Below are 21,670 nucleotides of genomic sequence, written 5' to 3' on the forward strand. Positions count from 1 at the left end.
AGGATATTGCTTTATAGTAAAAAACGGATACTTTCAGATAATCGACATAATTCTTTCAAAATATACACACAGCTTTGTAACAACTCTCACATACCTTACTCCTATTTTCACTATAAACTGATTGTAGATAATGTAAAAAAGGAGTGAATATTTATTATGTCCGACGTTCTGTTACTGAGTCGTTTTCAATTTGCAATTACTATTTTTTATCACTTTTTATTTGTACCTTTGACAATCGGACTTGTTATTTTAGTAGCATGTATGGAAACTCAATACGCCCGCACATTGAATCCAACATACCGCAAAATGGCAAATTTCTGGGGTAAATTATTTACAATTAACTTCGTAATGGGGATTATAACCGGGATTACGATGGAGTTCCAATTTGGAACAAACTGGTCTGAGTACTCCAAATATATGGGAGATATTTTCGGATCACCTCTTGCAATCGAAGCACTTGTTGCCTTCTTCTTAGAATCTACTTTCATGGGAATATGGTTATTCGGTAAAGATAAAATCTCACCAAAATTCCGTGCTTTCTGTATGTGGATGGTTGCACTTGGAACAAATATTTCTGCCCTTTGGATTATTACAGCAAACGGCTTTATGCAAAATCCTGTTGGCTATGTAGTACGTAATGGCCGCGCTGAATTAAATGACTTCTGGGCTCTTGTTACAAATCCATATGCATGGAATATGTTCTTCCATACTGTAATTGGTTGTTATATTGTCGGTGCTTTCTTCGTTATGGCAATTAGTGCATATCACTTACTACGTAAAAATGAAGTGGAATTCTTCAAAAAATCATTTAAGTTTGGTTTAATGTTAGGGTTATTCGCAGCAACTATTACACCTTTTATGGGACATCAATCCGGTGTATCAGCAGCTAAGTATCAACCAGCAAAAGGAGCTGCAATGGAAGCTGTTTGGGAAACTGGAAAAGGACAAGGCTTCTCAATCATTCAAATTCCTGATGTGAAAAACGAAAAGAACTTTGAATTCCTTACTATTCCAAAACTCGGAAGTTTCTTCTATACAAACTCATTTGATGGAGAAATTGTTGGTTTAAAAGATATTCCGAAAGAAGATCGTCCAAACGTTAACCTCGTGTACTATAGCTTCCGCTTAATGGTGGCACTTGGCATGTTCTTTATGGCATTAACTTGGTTCGGTTTCTATTTAAACCGAAAAGGAAAACTAGAAAACTCAAAACGTTATTTAAAAATTACAATGTGGTCTGTCTTACTTCCTTATATTGCAATTAACGCTGGTTGGATTGTTGCTGAAGTAGGTCGTCAACCGTGGACAGTTTATAAACTAATGCGTACAGCAGAATCTGTGTCACCTATATCAGTTCCACAAATTTGGTTCTCATTAATTAGTTTAATATTGTTCTACACTTTACTCTTAATTGCAGACGTATACTTAATGCTGAAGTTCGCGAAAAAAGGACCAGCTGCATTAGAAGAACCTGCTACTGAAGGAGGTACAGCTCATGTCTCATGATATGCTTGCAGTCATCTGGTTCGGTTTATGGGGCGTAATTTGGACAGTTTACTTCATTCTTGATGGCTACGCACTCGGTAACGGGATGATTTTCCCATTCGTTGCGAAAGACCGACAAGAACGAAATCAATTACAAGAAGCAATTGGCCCGTTCTGGGGTGGTAATGAAGTATGGTTAATTACAGCTGGTGGCGCAACATTTGCTGCCTTCCCAATCACATATGCAAATATGTTTAGTTACCTGTATACACCACTATTTTTAGTATTACTTGCACTATTTGCTCGTGCCGCTGGACTTGAATTTATGCATAAAGACGATTCACCAATTTGGCAAAAAACTTGTAAATGGGCATTTACAATTGGTAGTTTCCTAATCGCCTTCTTATTCGGTGTTACATTCGCTAACCTGTATTACGGGCTACAAATCGGAAAAAACGGTTATGAAGGAAATTTACTTAGCTTATTAAACCATTATGGTATTTTAGGTGGTCTTTTCTTCACTACTATATTCGTCGTATCTGGTGCCCTTTGGATTATGATTAAAACAACTGGCGAAGTATCTGATCGTGCTTATAAAATCGCAAGACCATTTTCAATGGCAGCTGCTATCATTTTAGCTATCTTCTATGTCGCAACTGCAAATCGTACAAATTTATTCCAAAACTTCACGGAATATCCTGTACTATTCATTCTTCCAGTACTTGCAATGTTAATGAGTGTACTCGCACTTATTATGGTGTACAAACATAAAATTGGCCTTGCATTCACATTCGTTTGCTTAACAATCGCAATGTTTATGACAACTGGTTTTGCAGGTATGTTCCCAAGAATGTTACCATCACGTATTAACGACGCATACAGCACAACGTTATATAACGCAGCCGGTAGTGAATTAAACTTAAAAATTATGTTCTTCGTTGCAATCGTCATGGTACCAATCGTTATTGGATATCAGCTTTGGAGCTACAGCATATTTAAAAATAAAATTCATAAAGACTCTGCTAAAGGGTATCACTAAAATGAAAAAGACACTTCGAGCGAAGTGTCTTTTTTCTTATACGTATGATTTCCGATGCGATGTTACATTTCTAATCTAACAACTATGATAAAGAAGTATCACTAACAGCTCACAGCTAAATTGTATCACAGGGCAAACACATCACTTTATGCAATTTTACATATAGCTACTATAAAGTAAACTGAATTTCTTGATCATTCAAATCGTTATCCGTTACATCTGCCGTACTAATACCACTGAATGTCCTCACATTTAATCCGGTATTTGAAGATCCCGATCCATTATAAGCTTTCGTTTTTTCAATTGGATGTACGTTATATTTATCACCTAAGTTAATTGTTCCGTTACAGTTTTCAATAATAACACCTTCAACAATAGCTGGCATTTTGTCACCTACTTTCATTTCGTTACTTTCAGTGTATGAAAAATGCCTATAAAAATAGCTTATTTATATGAGAAAAAGCACTCAGAAGAGTGCTTTTTCTCATACCATGAATAGCTAGTTTGGAGACAGTTGACTTCTTCAAAATTTTATTAGGGGTAATATTTTGAAAAAGAAAGCCTTTCATATGTAGCTTAACACCGCTGGAATATATAGTGAATTGATAATCTTTATACGGAAGATTGCTAATGTTTAGTATAGATATTTTCCACTATATCAACAGTGATAACTATCTATACTAAACAACAAAAAGGCGCCTTTTAAAAAGACACCCTTTCCCCTGTTTATATACAGCCCATCCCACTTTTCGTAAACGCACACTAGAAAACAGAATCATTAATCGTTACAAGATTGTTAGATACAAAAAGAGTAGAGGCTAATGTTTGTATACAATTCTGCTTTATAGCATGTATCCACAATTTATATTTTAATCCTCTTTCATTAAAAAGGAACAAAATATGCAAAATTACATATTTCAAAGAAAAAGACACTCTACAGAGTGCCCTCTAAACCATTTTACTTTTAATATATCGCTTTGAATACATTTTATCATATTTATCTATATCGTTTATTGAGAAAATTCTAAATCGTTATTTTAATTATTAATAACTTCAAAATCATGTAGTATTAGGGGTGCAATAAAAACATCATAAAAATTGAGGTGTACTATATTTATGTATTTTGGAATTATTCCTCTTATATTGTTTATTATTTTTCTTATCTCTTACTTAAAAGATCCGCGAAAAATAATAAATGGCTTTTTATTTAATGCCTTTTTCTGTTCTTTTCTATTATTTTGTGCAGTCGTCTCGTTTGCATCTGGTAATAACGCTTTACATTTTATCGTTATTATTCCCATGATAGCGCTAATTGTAATGATACCTTTTGCTATAGTCGCTTTAATGTTTGGGCTATTTCTTAATGCGAGAATCTTGATGAAGCGTGAAGGAAGACGCTTTACAAACTCTTTAACTTTAATTGCAGCTTTAGGGATTTTATTCTTTATGCTACTCCCTATCATAAATCCAGCAAGTTTAGTCTCAACACACTTTCAATTTATTTTTGCTGGTATTTCTCTTATAACTATGTATTTCTTTATACATTTATCTAACTTCTTAAGCGCTTATTTTCTATACCAATTCAATAGACCGAGACGTAATCAAGATTTCATCATCGTTCTTGGTAGCGGCTTAATTAATGACAAAGTGCCACCTTTACTTGCAAGTCGTATTAATAAAGCTATCGACTTCTATTGGAAACAAGCAGCTGTGAATACACCACCAACAATTATTTTCTCTGGTGGACAAGGTCCAGATGAAGGGCTTCCTGAAGCAGAAGCGATGCAAAATTATGCGGTTGAAAAAGGAATTCCTCTTGAACATACAGTGCAAGAAAATCGCTCTGTAAACACATATCAAAATATGTCGTTCTCTAAAGAAATTATGGATTCATTAAAACCTGAAGGTAAGTATAAAAGTATCTTTACAACGAATAATTTCCATCTTTTCCGCGCCGGTATATATGCAAGACAAGCCGGTCTTAATAGCCAAGGAATCGGCTCAAAAACAGCATTTTATTACTGGCCTAACGCAATGATTCGCGAATACGTTGCGATTGTCGTAATGGGACGTAAACGCCATATGAAGTTTTGCGGAGCTATTTTAGGATTCGCTTTATTCCTAACAGTAGTTAGTTTTATATTTTCTTAACAACCTCCCATCCTTTGAACGGATGGGATTTTTTATACGAATTTCAAAAATATTTTAATGGTAATATGGTGATAATATTCCCTGCATACATCCATTAAAGGAGAATTTTTTCAAATAAAATGTTAGAATGAACTTTAGATGTGAATTATGTAACAAATACGAAACTAGTTTGAAACGAGGAAATTATATGGAGAGAATTATGAAAAACAAACCCAATAAGCTAAAAATCGCTTTTAAAGCTTTGATGATTATTATTGGGGCATTTATCACAGCGTACGGATTAGAAGCTGTATTAATTCCAAATAACGTATCCGACGGTGGTGTAACTGGTTTAAGTATCGTTAGTTCAAGATTATTCGGATTACCATTAGGTCTTCTAATCGCAGTCGTTAACATCCCTTTCGTTTGGTTAGGATATAAACAAATCGGTAAAAGCTTTGCACTTTATTCTATTATCGGGATTGCTTCACTAGCAGTAGGTACCGTTCTCATGCACGGAGTACCAACAATTATTGAGGGCGATACACTTTTAATTACTGTTGTTGGTGGTATTATTATCGGTTTTGGTATGGGACTAGCATTACGTAATGGCGGGGCATTAGATGGAATCGATATGCTAGCCGTATTACTTTCTAGAAAGTTACCATTTGGAACAAGTGATCTTATCTTATTCTTAAATATGTTTGTCTTTATTTTTGTCTCAACAGTATTTGGTCTTCAAGGAGCTATCCTTTCGGCGATTGCTTACTTTATCGCTTCTAAAGTAATTCATATTGTTGAAGTTGGTTTAAGTGGTTCTAAAACGTTTAAAATCATTACAAAAGAACCTGAATTAATAGTAGAAACAATTCGTGATCGTTTAGGTCGAAGTGCAACATACAATGAAGTTTATGGTGGGTATTCAAGAGAGAAATTTAAAGAAATCTCTTGTGTAATTAACCGTTTAGAAGAAAGTAAAATGAAAGAACTTATTCATGAAATTGATCCAAATGCCTTTATTACAGTGTATGACGTAGCAGAAGTAAAAGGCGGTAATTTCAAGAAGCATGATATTCATTAATCGTTATGAAAAACGAGGCTGTGCCAACATTTGAGCACAGCCTCTTCTTATTATGAAGTTTCTACCGTTGTCAGTTTTTGTCGGTAAGTCGATATATTTCAATAACCGCTGATATATTTAGAGTTGCGGTCGATATATTCTAATAATCGCTGATATATTTGGAGTTGCGGTCGATATATTTCAAAAATCGCTGATATAATTTTACTCCCCCCATCTTCCTCCGCTTTTAATCCATGCTACGTATTTTTGAAAGGCAGTCACTTCATCTTGAAAGCGCAGCGGAATATATAGAAATAGAGTACATGTACATAGTATCCATAGAATACCTACTACAAAGTGAAATTTCATCGTTGTACTAATAAACAAACCGAGGAATAATACAAGGAACATAATCAAACTAAATCTTTTATACATAGTCATACTATCCCCTCCTTATCCCTTAATTGTACCAGATAAAAGGAATTAATTCCCATAATAAAAAAGACCGAAAAGCAAATTCCACTTTTCGGTCTCTATACTATCTTCTCTTCGTAATTTTCCCTGAACCGCCAACCCTTGTTTTCGGGGGAGACGTATTCTTTGGTGGCGTTTTAATAGATGATTTCGGCTTCACATCAGATCCGCTCGAACCACCTGGCGTTTTCGTGATTTTCCCTTTGCTTCCGGTAGAAGGCGGAGGCGTCGTTTTACTTCCTTTTTCCGTAATACTTCCCTTATCACCTACAGATGATTTCGGATCTACATTATCGCCTCGCTTAATAATAGATCCTTTCCCTTCCTTCGTAATTGGAGGCGGGGTTTTCTTTTCTTCTTTCGTAGGTGGTCTTTCCGGGGTAACCGGCTTATGATTTTGTCTGTCATTATATCCGCGATAATCACCGTATGATGATTTTCTCGAACCGAATATATCGTTTAATATACTCCCCGTAATATATCCTTGTAAGAAGGATGGTTGGTAATTTTGACGGACAAATTCTTCATTACTTATTTCAATTAACGTATCAGATGGTTTCTCTTTATCCTTTTGTAAATTATACATTTTATCAGAATAAACGAGGAACATTTGATTTTCGTCTTCTTTAGATGCTTGCTTCGGTTTCCTTTCGGCTATAAGTTCCTTTGCAACTTCAGGAACTGACCGATTGGCGGCCCTATACACGTAAGATTCTTGTTTACCATCCTTTGCGACAGACTCTAGCGGATAACGGTCCTGAATTGACTTCGCCTGACCACTTTGACAGCCCGATAAAGCATAACCGGCAATAACAAGTAATGTAACGATAGCAAGTATAGGGATCACGAACGATTTAATCATGGTAAACAATCGGTTTGACATGATTACGCCCCCCTTATGTTGCTCTTATAATTTGTACATCAGCAGGAATAATTGCTTCTCCCTCATACATCATTGTGCGACCATTTTGCCATTCAACACGTAATAATTTGCGGTTGTCAGACTGGAATTCCCATACGTACTGTTCTTCTGAAGCAGCGAATGGCGTTTTCCCCATAACAACAACACGTCCATTATATTGTTCTTCCATATGATACTCTATATCATCCATTTCAATCGTCGTCGGAATTTCATCAATTGAATCTAAACGACCATCAATCGGTGTATACAATTTGTAATACGTATTTTCACGGTCTTCAATTTTTAAATAACGAATATCTTTCCCGTCCTGCAAAGTTAAAACGATCTCCTTGCGAGAATGCATACTCGTTTTCCCAGTTAATTCGTACATGACTAACGAAACTTCAATCATATCGCCAGGAGCTAACGTTAACAGACTCTTTTCTGGCTTTGGCGGCTCCGGGCTTTTCATTATATTTTTAATACGTTTAAATAAGCTCACAATCTACCCCTCCTTTTCTCTTTATAAACAAGCACCTAAAATAAGTGCCCCAACGATATGTAATGAACCAGCTAACATCGCATGTGCTACGCTGCCTTCTTTCGTTCCTTCTTCCAAATCTAAACCAGACATCTTCTTTAACACAAACTCAATGAACATTTCTACAACTAATAAAATAACGAAAGAAACTGCTGAGGCAAGAAGCGCTTGCCATAAGTCATTTGCTTTCGTAATCGATTGTGACAAAATGTATCCTTGAGCGAATAATTTCATAACGAAACGCGTTGTCACTGCTGTATTTCCATTTTTTATCTCTTTTAAATCATTGTATTTTGTAAAAATCGAATCAACCCACATAATTGCAAATAAAAGTACCGCACTCGCTCCAGTCCATACAAGCATAGCTAAAACATTCATCCACGTCATTACAAAACCTCCTCTAAAATAGTAATAGAAAACCGACATGAATTCTCTTCAGACATGTCGGTTTCTTTGTCTATTCTATATTATTTCTCGTACTGCTTCATAATACGAGCTAATTCATCGTCAACAACAGAATTTTTGTTTAAGCTTGCGAATTCATCATCTAACGACTTTTCTTTCTTGTAAATTTCACCGCTTGCTTCTGCTTCAGCCTCTAGTTGCAGTGCTTTCTCTTCCATACGGCTTAAACCAGCTTTTGCTGAATTTGAATCGAATCCAGACATCGCCTGATTAATATTCTTTTGTGCTTTCGCTGCATTTACACGCGCTACAAGTGTTTCACGTTTATTTTTCAGCTCTGTTAATTGCTTACGCATTTCTTCTAGCTTAAGGCGAAGATTATCAGCAGCAGCTTTGTTTTGCTCATAGCTTGCTTTATACTCATTCATCTTTTGCTCTGCATTTTGTTTTTCTTCTAGAGCACGGCGCGCAAGATCTAAGTTGCTAGCTTGAACAGCCATATGTGCTTGCTCTTCACGTTTTTTCACAAGTGCTTCTTGCTCTTCAAATAATATTTTGAATTTCTTCTCAAGTGCGATTTGAGCTGCTACACTTTTCTCAGCTTCTTGTACATCCGCTTGCATATCGCGTAAATATTGATCCGTCATCTTAACTGGATCTTCAGCTTTTTCAATTAATGAATACACATTCGACATTGTTAAATCTCTTAATCGTTTAAATACAGACATCCAAATTCCTCCTATGATATACCTCATATTTCAAATTCACTACTTGGAAAATTAAAAATCTCCCTTTTCAGTAAGAATATTCATTTTTACAACCTATGTGTTTATTATAACAAAACTAAGATGTCCTTACATGTTATTTCCAAAATACAGCCAATATAATATGACATTCCAGATATAATATTGTATTCCTACTATATCCTTATTATTTCTGCCTCCAAAATCAACTTATTTTTGCGCGATTTCACTAAATTACATAATTGTAATGTTACTGTAAGCTAACTCGATAGTTACGTTTCAACATTTCTTATACACTAATACCAGAAGCAACGGAATAACAAAAAAGCTTCTCATAATGTAAGAACTAATACAGAAACTGTATTTACTATAAAACATATAAAAAGGAGAAATCATCATGAAAAAATTAGTAGGAATCGGATTAGCAGCAGCAATTTCATTCGGAGCATTATCAGGTTGTTCTTTATTAGGAGAAAAAGCGAACGGTATCGTTGCTTACGGTAGTGACCAACAAGTGAATTCAATTATTGATAAAAATAAATCTGACATAAAAGAAAAGAACACATACAAAATGAAACTTGCGACATTAGAAGGTAAAAAAGTACTTGTAATGGATAAGAAAACTGGTGAAGAGTTAGTGAAGAAAGAACTACTTAAGAAAGTAGAAAAAGACGATGCAAAAGCAATTGATAAATTACCAGCAGTAACAGTCGAACAAGGTGTATTATTTGCGAAAGAAAAAGTAGAAAACGCCGAAATTAATGGTACAAAATTGAAATATGAAGGTAATACAATTATTGGTGATGGTCGTTCTTATACAGATATGTTTGCAATCGTCGATGATGCTGCATATGGAAAAGTAACAGGAGAAGAAAAATCTGTCGGTGTATTAAAAATGAATAAAGATCCTAAAAAAGAAATGGCTGATCATAGAAAAGCAGCAGAAGAAGCTCAATTAGTTAAAATTAAATAATAAAAAAAGCTTTGCGAAATTCGCAAAGCTTTTTTCTATTTATGAGCAATTTGCTCCATATCCGGACTACAAGTTTGCGACTGACATGACTTACTTAAAGAGCATGCTGCGCATTTTCCTTTTTTACTTCTCTTTACAAAATTAACTAACGTATATGCTGCATAACCAAAAATGATAGCTCCAATTATAATATTGACCATCACCGCGATACATCTCCTTCTAGAATCCGAGTAAGGATCCAACTTGGTATATAATGAGCGTTAATACATAAGCAACAACGAGCGGATAAACGACAGAGAAAACTGTCCATTTCATCGATCCTGTTTCACGTTTAATAACAGCTACTGTCGCTAAGCACGGAACATATAATAAAATAAAGAACATAAATGCATAGGCTGATAGTGCAGTATAATGTGCTCCCATTACATTCCCTAGCACATCTTCTTTAACCGCATAAATAATTGCCATCGTAGAAACGACAACTTCTTTCGCTAAAAATCCTGTTAAAAGGGATGCTGCAGCTTGCCACGTTCCAAAACCGAGCGGTGCAAATAGTGGTGCGATAAATCCACCAATCATTGCTAAGTAACTGTCTCCCATATCAACACCAAATCCTGATGGACCTGCATAGTTTAATAACCAAATGACAACAGAACCACCGAAGATGAATGTACCTGCTTTACGAACAAATCCTTTACCTTTCTCCCACGTGCTCAGCCATAACGTTTTCGCTTGCGGCACACGGTAAGGTGGTAGTTCAATGACAAAAATAGATTTTTCCGCTTTTAAAATAGTAAGAGACATAATTTTTGTAACAAGTAATGCAAGAACAATACCTGCAACGTATAAAGAAAACACAACAGTTGCCTGACTATTAGGGAAGAAAACTCCCGCAAATAATGCATATACAGGTAAACGTGCTGAACAAGACATAAATGGTGTTACAAGAACTGTAAGTAAACGTTCTTTCTCTTGTTCAATCGTTCTCGCTGCCATAATACCTGGAACGTTACACCCAAAGCCGATAATCATCGGAATGAATGCTTTTCCGTTTAAACCGAAAAACTCCATAATTCTATCCATAACAACTGCAATTCGTGCCATATATCCTGAGTCTTCTAATAATGAAATGAAGAAGAATAGTGCAAAGATTTGTGGAACGAATACTAATACCGCACCAACGCCAGCAATAATACCTTCTGTAACGAGTGCTTGAATAAAATCAGAAGCGCCAACACTTGTGAGCCCAGCTGTAACCCAATCAGTAAGTTGTCCTCCAAAAAATCCATCAAGCATATCCGATAAAGGTGTACCAATCCACGTAAACGTAACCTGAAAAATAAAAAACATAACTGCTAAAAAGATTGGAAGTCCTAAAATTTTATGTGTAATTAACTGATCGATTTTTTCCGAAAAAGGAATTTTTCCTTCTTTCTCATGTTGCATAACATTTGTTTTTAACTTTTCAATATACGCTTCACGAGTCTTGTAAATGTGCTCCTCCAACGTACAATCAAGTTTTCCATCTAAACGAGATCGAATGGCTATAAGTTCCTTATAAATTGGTAATGCTTTCATTTCTTTTTCTACTACTTCGTTATTGCTTAAAAATTGAAGGGTTAACCACCTCGGATGCTCATAATTCGCTGTCTCTAAAAGAGCAATTATCTCTCCAATCCCTTCATCCATTTGTACACCATATGAAATAACAAATGGCTTTTTCTCTTTTTGTTTCTCTTCATGAAGAGTAGTAAGTAATTCTTCACAGCCTTTTCCGGTTCTTGCGATGACAGGAACGACTGTTACACCTAATATTTCTGATAACCGTTTTACATTAATCACAATTCCTCTTTGCTTTGCCACATCAACCATATTTAAACCAATTGAAACGGGCTTACCAAATTCAAGTAATTGCAATGTTAAATGCATATTTCGTTCGAATTGCGAGGAATCCACTATATTTAACATATGATGAAATTCGTCTGTTAGTAGAAAATTCGTAACGACACCTTCATCACGTGAAACTGGATTCAAATCATAGACACCTGGTAAATCAATTAATGTTCCTTGCTTATCTTTTAATTTACCAACCTTCTTTTCTACTGTTACACCGCTCCAGTTTCCTACATACTCATAAGAACCAGTAAGTGCATTAAATAATGATGTTTTCCCTGTATTCGGATTCCCTAGCAAAGCAACCTTATTCACGCTAATTCCACCTTTATCATTTTCGCGTCACAATGACGAATACTAATTAACTGCCCACGACACTCCAATGTACAAGGACCTTTAAACATCGCTTTCTGTTTTATGCGAAGTTCGCTTCCTTCCGCAAGACCAAAAGCAGCTAGTCTACGCTTTAATAACTGATCTAACGACTGAATACTTTTTACTAATACTTTCTCACCAATTTTAATATCTACTAAGCTCATAACCTTCCCCCTCAGAAGAGAATGATAATTATTTTCAAAAAAATTATATCATACTCTATTTCTCTTGTACTATACCCTTTCGCTTCATATTTATTAACATTTCGCTACAATTCTATTTCAAACATTGTCATACTAGGTTCATTTGCCATTCTCATCCATTTAGCTTACAATAAACAATAGCAAATAAAGAATCTCGTTATCGCAGGGGGAGCCTTATCGCTGAGAGGGAACACTTCGTTCCGACCCTTAGAACCTGTTAGTTAATGCTATCGCAGGGATTGTGCAAACGTCCGAAATACATACCTCTTTTTTATTTACGTATTTCGTATCCTCCTATGATAATGTTCTTTTTTTGTGCAACTTGGATTTAGGGGGAGACAACATGCGTAACACCAATTTACAAGCGATGATCGAATCTGCAATTCTTGCAGCCTTCGCCATGATTATCGACATTTTACCATTATCACTTAAACTTCCAACAGGTGGTTCCATTTCATTTGCAATGATTCCTATTTTTATTATCGCATACCGCTGGGGCTTCAAAATGGCTTCCTTAGGAGGCTTAATTTGGGGATTATTACAAATTGTCGTTGGAGATGCTTACATTTTAACACCTATTCAAGCATTCATTGAGTACTTCGTTGCTTTTGCATTCATTGGATTTGCTGGATTATTCCATCGTCCAATTCAAAAAGCTCTTGCCTCAGACAACAATAATGCAGAGCATTCAAGTTTGGGTAGTCGCAAAGATACACCTAAACAAAACAAAGGAAAAAAAGCACTTGTTTACATTATCCTTGCCACATTTGTCGGTAGCTTTGCACGCTATTTCTGTCACTTTATTGCTGGTATTATTTTCTTTGGTCAATATGCACCTAAAGGACAATCAGCTGCCTTATATTCATTAATTGTAAACGGTAGTACTATGATCGGTTCTTTCATACTATGTACTGTATTACTAATTCTTTTATTTACAACTTCACCACGCTTATTCAAAAGCATCGGTGCTTATCAAATGAATACAGAAAAAAAGGGCGCTTAATTAGCGCTCTTTTTTTATCAAAGCTCTCAATGAGTAATATCAATAATAAATACAATAAATGCACAAAAGAAAATAAATACCATCACACCTAGTAAATCGCTATTCACGGCTAATCTACTCCTTACATAATCTCTTTTTCTAACCAGATTATATCGCTTAAAAATAAAGATTAAGTAAAGATAATATGAAATTAAATTAAAAAAAGCGTAACATGTATTATCTACGCTTTTTTCGGTAAATAGAAGTAAAATAACACACCATCTTCGGTATTCTTTACCCCATATTCAGCATTGTGCAGTTCTAAAATATTTTTTGAAATCGCAAGGCCAAGCCCTGTTCCACCTTGTGAACGTTTCCTTGCCGCATCCACACGATAAAAACGATCCCAAATTTTATCTAACTGCTCTTCCTCAATGTGGGCACTTTTATTTTCTATACACACTTTTATATGATTCTTCTCGTCTATTGCGGAAATAATAATATCCTCTTTGTTCGGTGTATAACGTATTGCATTCGTAATGAAGTTCACTATTACTTGTTCAATTCTATTTTGATTCCCAACCACTTCAGCTGGACATATATGCTTGTGCACACTCAGTTCTTTTTTCTCTATCTCCGATGAAAGCTGTTCACATATTTCTTCAATCATTCCATCGATATAGAAAGAATCCATCTTCATGTTGTATGTGCCTGACTCAAATTTAGCTAACTCAAGCATATCCAAAATTAAAGTGTCCATTTTATCTACTTCTCGCTCCATCGCCTGAAAATAGTACTCTTTTTTATGCTCAGCTACCCCATCTTTTAAAATAGAAATACAGCTTTTCATAATACTCAGCGGTGTTTTTAATTCATGTGAAACACCTGAAATGAATTCTTTCCGCGTCTTTTCTAACTTTCTTTCCTTTTCAATATCTTGTTCTAACTGTCCAATGTGAGAATGGAGTTTATTAGATAGTACATTAATATTTTTCGATAAATCACCAATTTCATCTTTTGAAGTAATCGGGATTTTTTCTGTAAAGTCTAAATGTGCTATTTTCTTCGTTGTATCATTTATTTTTAATAACGGTTTTGCAATTTGTTTTGAATAATAGAAAGAAGCTAGAAAAATAAGAATGACTACAAACGCAACAATGTAAATGTAATAATCTTGCACCATTTGCACAGCCTCATCGACAGGCTGTAAAGAAGCCATCGCGTATATGTATGTCACCGATCCATCTTTTTCTTTTATTGGTTTGATTAATAATTTATATTTTATATCATTTTTTTCATAGTCCATTGTTTGTGTTGAATATTGTATTTGATTGCTTTCTTTTAGTAATAAATCAGCTTGAAATTCTTTTATATTATCCAAAAATAAATTGTTTTTATAAATTGGGTTTACAGGTCCTTTTACATTAGGGAACTGTACCTTCGTAATTTTCCCTGATATATTAAAATCTGAATTTTGAGCCGCCCTCTTCTTTTCCTCATCACTCATAATTCCAGCAATTTTTTTTCTTTCCACAGTGATAGAATCTTGAGCAACCTTTGGTTTTTCCTCGCTCATCTTAGGTTCTTTTTCAGCTAACTTCTTACCTAATGGTTTATGAAACCAACTCAAATTCACCTCATCTATCTTTAAATAAGATGTGATGAAACTATCGTCTCTTTTTAGTCCATCGAAATAAACTGGTCGTCCTTCTAAATCAGGTAGTGTTCCACCTTCAATCTCATCTATATTTATGAGATAGTACAAAGGAATGATAATTGTTTTTTGTCCCACTCGCTTCTCTTCTCGTCGATCTAAAGTAATTTCAAAATAAAAATCATCTGCGTGCTTTAAATTCCCATTATGATCTAACGTCGTAATCCAAGTATTATTTTCTCTTAAAAAATCTTGCTCCAGTTTCTGAACTTCCTCCGAACTCCCCGCATAATTTAAGTAACTCTTTTCAAAGGAATCTAAATTCACTTTAATATCTTCCACTTTTCGATTCGCATAATATTGTTTGAAAAATATCGTTTGCCCAATAAATATCGTCGCTAAAATCAACATACATAATGCTGTTGTAAGGGTAAATAATTTAAGTACAATCCCTTTTCTCATACATTCCCCTCAAATTTATAACCGGTTCGCACTACAGTTGTAATGTACTTTGCTTTCTCTCCTAATTTATTTCGCAAATTACGAATATGGCTATTAACAGTGCGATCATCTCCAGCAAATTCATATCCCCAAATTCTTGAAATTAATTGCTCTCGTGTTAGAACAATGCCTTGGTTTTTCATAAAATACACTAATATTTCAAACTCTGTATGTGTTAAAGCAATACTTTCTCCATCAACAGTAACAGTACGAGATGGGAAGTGAACATAAATTCCATGAATACATAGTGTGTCATCTTCACTATTTGGAGACTCTTTCAAAGCTTTTCTACTTTCCAATAATCGTTTCGCTCTCGCTAATAAAATTGGCGGGCTATACGGCTTCGTCACATAATCATCTGCTCCAAGTTCAAACCCAAGTAACGTATCATCTTCATCTACGCGTGCTGTCAGCATAATAATTGGTACCCCGGACGTTTTACGAATCCTTCGGCAAACAGACCATCCATCTAGTTCCGGCAACATAATATCGAGTATAACTAAATCAACCTCTTCTTCCTCAAACAAAGCTAAAGCTTCTTTCCCGTCTCTCGCTTCAAGCACTTTATATTGTTCACTCAAAAAATAATCCTTTAATATTTCACGTAAAATATCTTCATCTTCAACAATTAAAATCCTTTTTGACATAACTTATGTATCCCCCTCCCACTTTCAGAAACTACAATTTTATCCCGCTATTTGCGGACAGTAAGACTCCCACCTCAAAATTCGGCACATGCGAGGAACTTAAGCGGGAGATTAACTTCCCGTAAAAGCCCGATTGGTGAGGGCTAATAATCAGAGGGAGGATGGACAAGCCCCCCTCTGATTAAAGTTTCACTTTATTTTGAATAACTACCAGTTAACTTCGCCTCGATAATATATCTATCTGGTGCATCTCCTATATAATCAAACGGATAGCAAGTCGTCAGTGTTAATATTGGTTCTTCTTTTTTTATAATAACAGTACGATCATCCGCATGGGTAATCCATGTCTTTTGAATTTCATATGTGTAAGTTTTATTATCATACTCTAACATAAGAGTATCCTTTTCTTTTAACTCTCCTAAATCTGTAAATACAGTATCTCGATGCCCACTGAGTACAGTATGTCCTCCTCCAGATGGAGTTGTCGTTAAATCGCTAACAAACATACCAACTCCTTTTTTCAAAGTTGCATCATTCGCTCCCCAATATATAGAAAACTTCTTCTTTATTTTCGGTATATTTAACATCGCTACCTTTTCTCCTTCTTTATGTTGTGTTTGAGAAGAAGGTACTTGAGACGTTACTGGTGTTTCATATGAAAGTTGATTATCTTGTATATTTTTAAGGCTCTTTATTTCTTCTTTCGTTAATTCTTGAGCAGAGCTTTTTCCTTTATACCATTCCACAGCGTAATACGATCCCATGAATAGCCCTATGGCCATCAATATGATACCGATATAATTGAGTAACTTCATGTTCCATCCCTCCATGCAAAAAATGGTAGGAATAACCTACCATTTTTAATATATGAAATTATCCCGTTCTTTATAGGAAAATATTTTATTTATGCCTTAACTTTATTACGACGATTCAAACCAAATAATGTCCCTATCCCTACAAGACATGCGCTTAGCGCCATCATTGCTACATTATTTGATGCTGTGTTTGGTAATTTTTCACCTTGTACAACTGGCTTTGCTACTTCTTTTTTAACTGCATCATTTTTTTGCCCGTCTTTTATCGCTACTTCTTTTTTTGCCATATCACTTTTTAACTGTTCTTGCGCTATTCTCTTTTTCTCTTCTTCACTCTTTTTCTCGGCTTTTATTGCTTCCTCTTTTTTAGCCATATCACTTTTTTCTTGTACTTGTGCCGCTTGCTTTTTCTCTATATCATTTTTTTGCTGTACCTTAATTGCTTCTTCTTTTTTAGCTGCATCTTGCTGCATTTGCGCTGATTCTTCCTTTGTTAATGTTCCGGTAGAAGCACTCGCTACTGAAGAATATCCTACTGTTAAAAGTGCCATTGCACAAATTGGTAATAGTTTTTTTTTCATTTTATTTCTCTCCTCTTATACGTTTTACATCACTTCGCATCGGATGTATCACTAGAATAAACAACAGATATAAATATAAGATGCAGATGAAATATATTTCATTTAAAGATTTCATTGTAGAAAAATAAAAAAACATCGCAATATATACGATGTTTTTTCGGGTGTGTGTCTCGATATTTATTTGTTACTTTCGCGTGATTGAGAAGTAGAAAGGGCCGGAGTGATAACTAATTGTCTCGGCTCAGTTTTCTTGAAGTGATTTTTGACGTTACACTTACGACATTGAACGACCCACGCTTTAATAGGATTTGTTAAAATAATTTTTTGCCTTTCGTTAGGGGCCTCTTCTTCCAATTTACAACTATCGCTCCACTTACTCCATTTCATTGTAAATTTAGAAGAAGAATGATCGTCTTCTCGATCAAACATCTGCAAAAAATCCATTTCTCCAGCTAGCATTACGGTGTTACTAGTTGCTAAAAAAGAAAAGGTCGTCCAATGTTTCTCCATGCCCTCCTACTCCTTTTTCACATATAGAGTGCCTAAAACTTAATTCACCTAAAATATGCTTGCCTTTTACCTTACACTTATAGTTTATCCAAAACACTACTATGCAACTATCGATTTGTCTTACAAATTACCTTACATTTTTGTAAGAAACAAAAAAACCTTCACTCTATATACGTGAAGGTTTCTCATTTCTTATCTATAGGATCTTTCATATCATCAAGTCCAGCTTCTTGCAGCTGCGACATCATACCGTGGGAAATTGCGCCTAATACTAAAGTCATTCCAATTAGTGAAATGCGAATTGCAGGTACATCAATTATGTAAGCCAACATGCCAAGAACAATTGTTAAAAGCAATGCTTTTATAAATGTTACACTTGTATACTGTTTCTTTTTCATCATAATCACCCTTTATGGAAGCGTTTTCTTAATATAATCAGTATATCATATCATCTGATTATTTTGTGGGGATTTCTGTAAAAACCTTATATCTTCTTTGACTTTTTCCTTTCTATCCTTTACAGTCGAAATGTTCACAAGTTTTGCACTGTAGGAGGATTCAAATGAAAATTGAAATAAAAGACACTTTAATTTCTGAAGAACAATTACAAGAAAAAGTAAAAGAACTAGCTCTTCAAATCGAACATGATTTTGAAGGAGAAGAAATCGTAGTAATCGCTGTATTAAAAGGATCTTTCGTATTCGCTGCTGATTTAATTCGTCATATTAAAAACGAAGTAACAATCGACTTTATCTCTGCATCTAGCTACGGAAATCAAACAGAAACAACTGGAAAAGTAAAACTATTAAAAGATATCGATGTAAACATTACTGGAAAAAACGTAATTGTCGTAGAAGACATTATCGATTCTGGTTTAACACTTCACTTCTTAAAAGATCACTTCTTTATGCATAAACCAAAAGCATTGAAATTCTGTACGTTACTTGATAAACCTGAACGCCGTAAAGTGGACTTAAAAGCTGAATATGTTGGCTTCCAAATTCCAGACGAATTTATCGTTGGCTACGGTATTGACTGTGCAGAAAAATATCGTAACTTACCATTTATCGCTTCAGTTGTAACGGAATAATAAAATAAACTTCCATCAATTATTGATGGAAGTTTATTTTCTATCACGATTCGTAAAAGACAAAGGGAGAGAATAAAAATGACAAAGACAAAATTTGAAAAAGTACTCCTCATCGTAAATCCGAAAGCAGGACAAGGTGATTTACATGCAAACTTAACGAAAATCGTACCACCACTTGCCGCAGCTTTTCCTGACTTACATATCCTTCATACGAAAAAGCAAGGTGATGCAACAAAATATTGTCAGGAGTTTGCTAGTAAAGTAGATTTAATTATCGTCTTTGGTGGTGACGGAACTGTATTTGAATGCACAAATGGCTTAGCCCCTCTTGAAATTAGACCTACACTTGCAATCATTCCAGGCGGAACTTGCAACGACTTCTCTCGCACACTTGGTGTTCCGCAAAATATTGCAGAAGCAGCAAAACTCATTACAAAAGGACATGTAAAACCAATTGATGTCGCAAAAGCAAATGGACAACACTTTTTAAACTTCTGGGGTATTGGACTCGTCTCTGAAGTATCAAACAATATTGATGCAGAAGAAAAAGCAAAGCTTGGTAAAATTGGTTACTATTTAAGCACCATTCGAACTGTAAAAAACGCTGAAACATTCCCAGTAAAAATCACTTACGACGGACAAGTATATGAAGACGAAGCTGTACTTGTTATGGTTGGAAACGGCGAATATCTTGGCGGTATCCCGTCCTTTATCCCAAACGTAAAATGTGACGACGGAACACTTGATATTTTCGTCGTAAAATCAACAGGCATTCAGGCGTTTAAAGATTATATCGGAAAGAAATTATTTGAAGACTCAAATGAAAATGACATCTTCCACGTAAAAGCGAAATCCATTCATATTGAAACAGAAGAAGAAAAAGAAGTAGATACAGATGGAGAAAGTTCGCTTCATACACCGTGCCATATTGAACTATTACAAGGGCACTTTACGATGATTTATAATCCTAATGTTGTGTAATAAAAAAAACGAGTGATAGCACTCGTTTTTTCTCTTCTAATCTAATTATGTCGTTGTATAATTTCTTGTATTTCTTTCACTCTCTCTAAAGTAATTCCATTTCTTTGTTCTATCGCTAAAGGGTGATCGGTTGGCTCTAATTCAACATACGGTGCCATTCCAACTCCTCTTATATGTACATTTGTCTTTAAATTTAGTGTTTCTGGATAAACTGGTATTTCTACAGATAACCAGCCAAAATGAGGATCACTATTTTCTCGTCCTCTTTCATCCCACTCTTCTAGTACTTTATCATAACTTTCTTTACTAAGTGATACCCACACAGTCCAGATAAAACTTTCATGGTAATCAATTATAGGAATCTCTAAACACCCTCTAATAAAGTAATGTTCATCGTCCATTATGCAAAGATCTGACGTTAAATGGAAGCGTCCCTCTCTTTCATGAGGCTCTACCTCGTAATAATAATATGGTGCTTCACTTCCGTAACATAAAGGGAGTGTAAAGCGGTTCATTTGTATCTTTTCTCCGGACTTTCTTCTTCTTTTCATCTATTATGAGTTCTCCTATCCTTTAAATTTCATTCACACTCAAAATCCATCCAATTTTTCCAATGTGTATTAGAATCCTTATTCACAATAACACTTGGATCTTTCTTCTCTATTGCAGCAGCTACTGATTGGAAGAATTCATTTTCACTTACTTTCTCGTCTTCAACATGTTTCCATTCTTCCGTTTCATACGCTACTTCCCAATCTCCTTTTAAACCTACCTCTGCTAAAATTTCTTCTTTATTCCACCATACTAATTTTCTAGCTTCGTCATTAGTAGCAAGCATACGCATGAAATATGTTGGATAAGACTCTGTCGTTTGTACTTCTATTCCATTATTCACATAATCTTCTTCTGTAAATTGATATTCAAAATGATGATCCCGAATTTTCAATCTGCCGTTATGAATATCCGGTATAAATTCACCTTCATCATCAAATAATTCATAATCTCCATCATTTAATTGCAACATACCATCATCACCAATTGAATGATTAATTCTATCACCATATATTTGAATATCATTAAATACACCTAATGAACCTACACCAACAAATTGAAACACCATTAACCAATCTTTATTATCTTTAAAGAAAAGAGAGAATTTCACTTGTGAAACATCCATATTTTCATTATCTAAGGCAGGAAATTCATATTTACTTTGCTTTTTATCTAATAACTTTAAAATATCTTTTTGCATATATATCACCTTTCCTCATATCTTTCCAGTGTTCATTGATATCTTTACTTCCATGGCATTTTACTATCCAAAGACAAACATAATATACAGAACAAAGCCAATACCATAAGTACTACAAGCAATTATTGTAATGAACCAATTTTCCCCGTATTGTTTGACGTACTTTGAAAGTGCCCAAAGAAGAAGTAATATAGCAAATTGAATTGCTACAATCTTTAATATCCCTATTAATGCAAGTTCCATAATAAAGTCGATCCATAAACTTAAAAGTATACGTATCACAGCAAAAATCAATAAAATAGTTCTTTTATCGAAAATCGATTTTATAAGAGCTAAGTAATAGTCTTGAAATATGATAATTAAAAATAATAATATACTTAAAAACAAAATTACTAAAAACTCTAGAAATTCTATCATCTTTTTTATTTCTCCCTA

At 34.7% G+C, this 21,670-nt stretch carries 26 protein-coding genes and 1 riboswitch; of the genes, 8 read left to right on the plus strand and 18 right to left on the minus strand.

Annotated elements, in window-relative coordinates:
• The first annotated feature begins 156 nt into the window (after positions 1–156).
• Together cydA and cydB are read left to right on the plus strand one after the other, a co-directional pair.
• Positions 157–1,506, plus strand: coding sequence for a cytochrome ubiquinol oxidase subunit I (gene cydA / locus V7038_RS03070; RefSeq protein ID WP_002112462.1), 1,350 nt, complete (start codon positions 157–159; stop codon positions 1,504–1,506).
• Positions 1,496–2,524 (plus strand): cytochrome d ubiquinol oxidase subunit II, encoded by a 1,029-nt coding sequence (cydB, locus tag V7038_RS03075; RefSeq protein WP_002160108.1) that lies wholly within the window; start codon positions 1,496–1,498, stop codon positions 2,522–2,524. The genes cydA and cydB overlap by 11 nt, the downstream gene beginning before the upstream one ends.
• A gap of 169 nt (positions 2,525–2,693) precedes the next feature.
• On the opposite strand, the gene V7038_RS03080 is transcribed toward cydB, so the two are convergent.
• On the minus strand, positions 2,694–2,927 hold the full coding sequence (locus tag V7038_RS03080) for a spore germination protein (protein WP_033714040.1): 234 nt from the start codon (positions 2,925–2,927) through the stop codon (positions 2,694–2,696).
• Between the two features lie 713 nt (positions 2,928–3,640).
• Between V7038_RS03080 and V7038_RS03085 the strand changes: the two genes are divergently transcribed.
• Positions 3,641–4,675: a YdcF family protein gene (locus tag V7038_RS03085; RefSeq protein ID WP_335469105.1), complete on the plus strand. Its 1,035-nt coding sequence runs from the start codon at positions 3,641–3,643 to the stop codon at positions 4,673–4,675.
• 187 nt (positions 4,676–4,862) lie between these two features.
• Positions 4,863–5,735: a YitT family protein gene (locus tag V7038_RS03090; RefSeq protein ID WP_016106459.1), complete on the plus strand. Its 873-nt coding sequence runs from the start codon at positions 4,863–4,865 to the stop codon at positions 5,733–5,735.
• Positions 5,736–5,936: 201 nt separating this feature from the next.
• Here V7038_RS03090 and V7038_RS03095 read toward each other — a convergent pair whose 3' ends face one another.
• The 5 genes from V7038_RS03095 to V7038_RS03115 all read right to left on the minus strand — a co-directional run bounded on the left by V7038_RS03095 (position 5,937) and on the right by V7038_RS03115 (position 8,763).
• The gene (locus tag V7038_RS03095; protein ID WP_078173917.1) at positions 5,937–6,155 is read right to left on the minus strand and encodes a hypothetical protein; all 219 of its coding nucleotides are present in this window, start codon (positions 6,153–6,155) and stop codon (positions 5,937–5,939) included.
• Positions 6,156–6,252: 97 nt separating this feature from the next.
• Entirely contained in the window at positions 6,253–7,071 is an 819-nt protein-coding gene (locus tag V7038_RS03100) for a DUF4247 domain-containing protein (protein ID WP_335469107.1), read from the minus strand.
• 13 nt (positions 7,072–7,084) lie between these two features.
• On the minus strand, positions 7,085–7,591 hold the full coding sequence (locus V7038_RS03105) for a DUF4178 domain-containing protein (protein ID WP_000051748.1): 507 nt from the start codon (positions 7,589–7,591) through the stop codon (positions 7,085–7,087).
• A 21-nt stretch (positions 7,592–7,612) separates the two neighbouring features.
• On the minus strand, positions 7,613–8,017 hold the full coding sequence (locus V7038_RS03110; RefSeq protein ID WP_000220084.1) for a DUF350 domain-containing protein: 405 nt from the start codon (positions 8,015–8,017) through the stop codon (positions 7,613–7,615).
• Between the two features lie 80 nt (positions 8,018–8,097).
• On the minus strand, positions 8,098–8,763 hold the full coding sequence (locus V7038_RS03115; protein ID WP_002015754.1) for a PspA/IM30 family protein: 666 nt from the start codon (positions 8,761–8,763) through the stop codon (positions 8,098–8,100).
• Positions 8,764–9,175: 412 nt separating this feature from the next.
• Between V7038_RS03115 and V7038_RS03120 the strand changes: the two genes are divergently transcribed.
• Positions 9,176–9,751: a lipoprotein BA_5634 family protein gene (locus V7038_RS03120; protein WP_002160103.1), complete on the plus strand. Its 576-nt coding sequence runs from the start codon at positions 9,176–9,178 to the stop codon at positions 9,749–9,751.
• Positions 9,752–9,786: 35 nt separating this feature from the next.
• Here V7038_RS03120 and V7038_RS03125 read toward each other — a convergent pair whose 3' ends face one another.
• The 3 genes from V7038_RS03125 to V7038_RS03135 are packed head-to-tail and all read right to left on the minus strand — an operon-like array spanning position 9,787 to position 12,183.
• A complete protein-coding gene (locus V7038_RS03125; RefSeq protein ID WP_000989601.1) occupies positions 9,787–9,954 on the minus strand; it encodes a FeoB-associated Cys-rich membrane protein in 168 nt (55 codons plus the stop codon).
• A 16-nt stretch (positions 9,955–9,970) separates the two neighbouring features.
• Positions 9,971–11,959 carry a ferrous iron transport protein B gene (gene feoB / locus V7038_RS03130; RefSeq protein ID WP_002112476.1) on the minus strand — a complete coding sequence of 663 codons (1,989 nt, stop codon included), beginning with the start codon at positions 11,957–11,959 and terminating at the stop codon, positions 9,971–9,973.
• Positions 11,956–12,183 carry a FeoA family protein gene (locus V7038_RS03135; RefSeq protein ID WP_000060510.1) on the minus strand — a complete coding sequence of 76 codons (228 nt, stop codon included), beginning with the start codon at positions 12,181–12,183 and terminating at the stop codon, positions 11,956–11,958. Before V7038_RS03135 ends, feoB begins: the two co-directional genes overlap by 4 nt.
• 194 nt (positions 12,184–12,377) lie before the next feature.
• Positions 12,378–12,479: riboswitch (TPP riboswitch) on the plus strand.
• Between the two features lie 86 nt (positions 12,480–12,565).
• On the opposite strand from V7038_RS03135, the gene thiT reads away from it, so the two are divergent.
• Positions 12,566–13,225, plus strand: a complete 660-nt coding sequence (thiT, locus tag V7038_RS03140) for an energy-coupled thiamine transporter ThiT (RefSeq protein WP_002112478.1) — start codon at positions 12,566–12,568, stop codon at positions 13,223–13,225.
• A 220-nt stretch (positions 13,226–13,445) separates the two neighbouring features.
• Here thiT and V7038_RS03145 read toward each other — a convergent pair whose 3' ends face one another.
• From V7038_RS03145 to V7038_RS03170, 6 genes are all read right to left on the minus strand, one after another.
• The gene (locus V7038_RS03145) at positions 13,446–15,320 is read right to left on the minus strand and encodes a sensor histidine kinase (protein WP_002112479.1); all 1,875 of its coding nucleotides are present in this window, start codon (positions 15,318–15,320) and stop codon (positions 13,446–13,448) included.
• Positions 15,317–16,006: a response regulator transcription factor gene (locus V7038_RS03150; RefSeq protein ID WP_002112480.1), complete on the minus strand. Its 690-nt coding sequence runs from the start codon at positions 16,004–16,006 to the stop codon at positions 15,317–15,319. The genes V7038_RS03145 and V7038_RS03150 overlap by 4 nt, the downstream gene beginning before the upstream one ends.
• Before the next feature lie 194 nt (positions 16,007–16,200).
• A complete protein-coding gene (locus tag V7038_RS03155; RefSeq protein ID WP_002112481.1) occupies positions 16,201–16,821 on the minus strand; it encodes a class D sortase in 621 nt (206 codons plus the stop codon).
• A gap of 89 nt (positions 16,822–16,910) precedes the next feature.
• Positions 16,911–17,402 (minus strand): LPXTG cell wall anchor domain-containing protein, encoded by a 492-nt coding sequence (locus V7038_RS03160; RefSeq protein ID WP_002199031.1) that lies wholly within the window; start codon positions 17,400–17,402, stop codon positions 16,911–16,913.
• A 177-nt stretch (positions 17,403–17,579) separates the two neighbouring features.
• Positions 17,580–17,912, minus strand: a complete 333-nt coding sequence (locus tag V7038_RS03165) for a hypothetical protein (RefSeq protein WP_002112483.1) — start codon at positions 17,910–17,912, stop codon at positions 17,580–17,582.
• Positions 17,913–18,097: 185 nt separating this feature from the next.
• On the minus strand, positions 18,098–18,313 hold the full coding sequence (locus V7038_RS03170; protein ID WP_060750108.1) for a hypothetical protein: 216 nt from the start codon (positions 18,311–18,313) through the stop codon (positions 18,098–18,100).
• A gap of 161 nt (positions 18,314–18,474) precedes the next feature.
• On the opposite strand from V7038_RS03170, the gene hpt reads away from it, so the two are divergent.
• Both hpt and V7038_RS03180 read left to right on the plus strand, forming a co-directional pair.
• Complete coding sequence (hpt, locus tag V7038_RS03175) at positions 18,475–19,002, plus strand: hypoxanthine phosphoribosyltransferase (RefSeq protein ID WP_002112486.1); 528 nt, start codon at positions 18,475–18,477, stop codon at positions 19,000–19,002.
• A gap of 78 nt (positions 19,003–19,080) precedes the next feature.
• Entirely contained in the window at positions 19,081–19,983 is a 903-nt protein-coding gene (locus V7038_RS03180; protein WP_070140041.1) for a diacylglycerol/lipid kinase family protein, read from the plus strand.
• 41 nt (positions 19,984–20,024) lie between these two features.
• Here V7038_RS03180 and V7038_RS03185 read toward each other — a convergent pair whose 3' ends face one another.
• The 3 genes from V7038_RS03185 to V7038_RS03195 all read right to left on the minus strand — a co-directional run bounded on the left by V7038_RS03185 (position 20,025) and on the right by V7038_RS03195 (position 21,652).
• Positions 20,025–20,534, minus strand: coding sequence for a DUF2199 domain-containing protein (locus tag V7038_RS03185; RefSeq protein ID WP_199692664.1), 510 nt, complete (start codon positions 20,532–20,534; stop codon positions 20,025–20,027).
• A gap of 29 nt (positions 20,535–20,563) precedes the next feature.
• A complete protein-coding gene (locus tag V7038_RS03190; protein WP_199692665.1) occupies positions 20,564–21,235 on the minus strand; it encodes a DUF7003 family protein in 672 nt (223 codons plus the stop codon).
• 63 nt (positions 21,236–21,298) lie between these two features.
• Positions 21,299–21,652 (minus strand): hypothetical protein, encoded by a 354-nt coding sequence (locus tag V7038_RS03195; RefSeq protein ID WP_002112490.1) that lies wholly within the window; start codon positions 21,650–21,652, stop codon positions 21,299–21,301.
• Positions 21,653–21,670: the final 18 nt, after the last annotated feature.

This window comes from Bacillus sp. JJ783 (genome assembly GCF_036963225.1).
Classification (GTDB): Bacteria; Bacillota; Bacilli; order Bacillales; family Bacillaceae_G; genus Bacillus_A; species Bacillus_A cereus_U.

Bases quoted from the DNA above. Each gene is read 5' to 3' on its own strand.
- cydA (WP_002112462.1), top strand. From the start codon at position 157: ATGTCCGACGTTCTGTTACTGAGTCGTTTTCAATTTGCAATTACTATT.
- cydB (WP_002160108.1), top strand. From the start codon at position 1,496: ATGTCTCATGATATGCTTGCAGTCATCTGGTTCGGTTTATGGGGCGTA.
- V7038_RS03080 (WP_033714040.1), bottom strand. From the start codon at position 2,927: ATGAAAGTAGGTGACAAAATGCCAGCTATTGTTGAAGGTGTTATTATT.
- V7038_RS03085 (WP_335469105.1), top strand. From the start codon at position 3,641: ATGTATTTTGGAATTATTCCTCTTATATTGTTTATTATTTTTCTTATC.
- V7038_RS03090 (WP_016106459.1), top strand. From the start codon at position 4,863: ATGGAGAGAATTATGAAAAACAAACCCAATAAGCTAAAAATCGCTTTT.
- V7038_RS03095 (WP_078173917.1), bottom strand. From the start codon at position 6,155: ATGACTATGTATAAAAGATTTAGTTTGATTATGTTCCTTGTATTATTC.
- V7038_RS03100 (WP_335469107.1), bottom strand. From the start codon at position 7,071: ATGTCAAACCGATTGTTTACCATGATTAAATCGTTCGTGATCCCTATA.
- V7038_RS03110 (WP_000220084.1), bottom strand. From the start codon at position 8,017: ATGACGTGGATGAATGTTTTAGCTATGCTTGTATGGACTGGAGCGAGT.
- V7038_RS03115 (WP_002015754.1), bottom strand. From the start codon at position 8,763: ATGTCTGTATTTAAACGATTAAGAGATTTAACAATGTCGAATGTGTAT.
- V7038_RS03120 (WP_002160103.1), top strand. From the start codon at position 9,176: ATGAAAAAATTAGTAGGAATCGGATTAGCAGCAGCAATTTCATTCGGA.
- V7038_RS03135 (WP_000060510.1), bottom strand. From the start codon at position 12,183: ATGAGCTTAGTAGATATTAAAATTGGTGAGAAAGTATTAGTAAAAAGT.
- thiT (WP_002112478.1), top strand. From the start codon at position 12,566: ATGCGTAACACCAATTTACAAGCGATGATCGAATCTGCAATTCTTGCA.
- V7038_RS03145 (WP_002112479.1), bottom strand. From the start codon at position 15,320: ATGAGAAAAGGGATTGTACTTAAATTATTTACCCTTACAACAGCATTA.
- V7038_RS03150 (WP_002112480.1), bottom strand. From the start codon at position 16,006: ATGTCAAAAAGGATTTTAATTGTTGAAGATGAAGATATTTTACGTGAA.
- V7038_RS03155 (WP_002112481.1), bottom strand. From the start codon at position 16,821: ATGAAGTTACTCAATTATATCGGTATCATATTGATGGCCATAGGGCTA.
- V7038_RS03160 (WP_002199031.1), bottom strand. From the start codon at position 17,402: ATGAAAAAAAAACTATTACCAATTTGTGCAATGGCACTTTTAACAGTA.
- V7038_RS03165 (WP_002112483.1), bottom strand. From the start codon at position 17,912: ATGGAGAAACATTGGACGACCTTTTCTTTTTTAGCAACTAGTAACACC.
- V7038_RS03170 (WP_060750108.1), bottom strand. From the start codon at position 18,313: ATGATGAAAAAGAAACAGTATACAAGTGTAACATTTATAAAAGCATTG.
- hpt (WP_002112486.1), top strand. From the start codon at position 18,475: ATGAAAATTGAAATAAAAGACACTTTAATTTCTGAAGAACAATTACAA.
- V7038_RS03180 (WP_070140041.1), top strand. From the start codon at position 19,081: ATGACAAAGACAAAATTTGAAAAAGTACTCCTCATCGTAAATCCGAAA.
- V7038_RS03185 (WP_199692664.1), bottom strand. From the start codon at position 20,534: ATGAAAAGAAGAAGAAAGTCCGGAGAAAAGATACAAATGAACCGCTTT.
- V7038_RS03190 (WP_199692665.1), bottom strand. From the start codon at position 21,235: ATGCAAAAAGATATTTTAAAGTTATTAGATAAAAAGCAAAGTAAATAT.
- V7038_RS03195 (WP_002112490.1), bottom strand. From the start codon at position 21,652: ATGATAGAATTTCTAGAGTTTTTAGTAATTTTGTTTTTAAGTATATTA.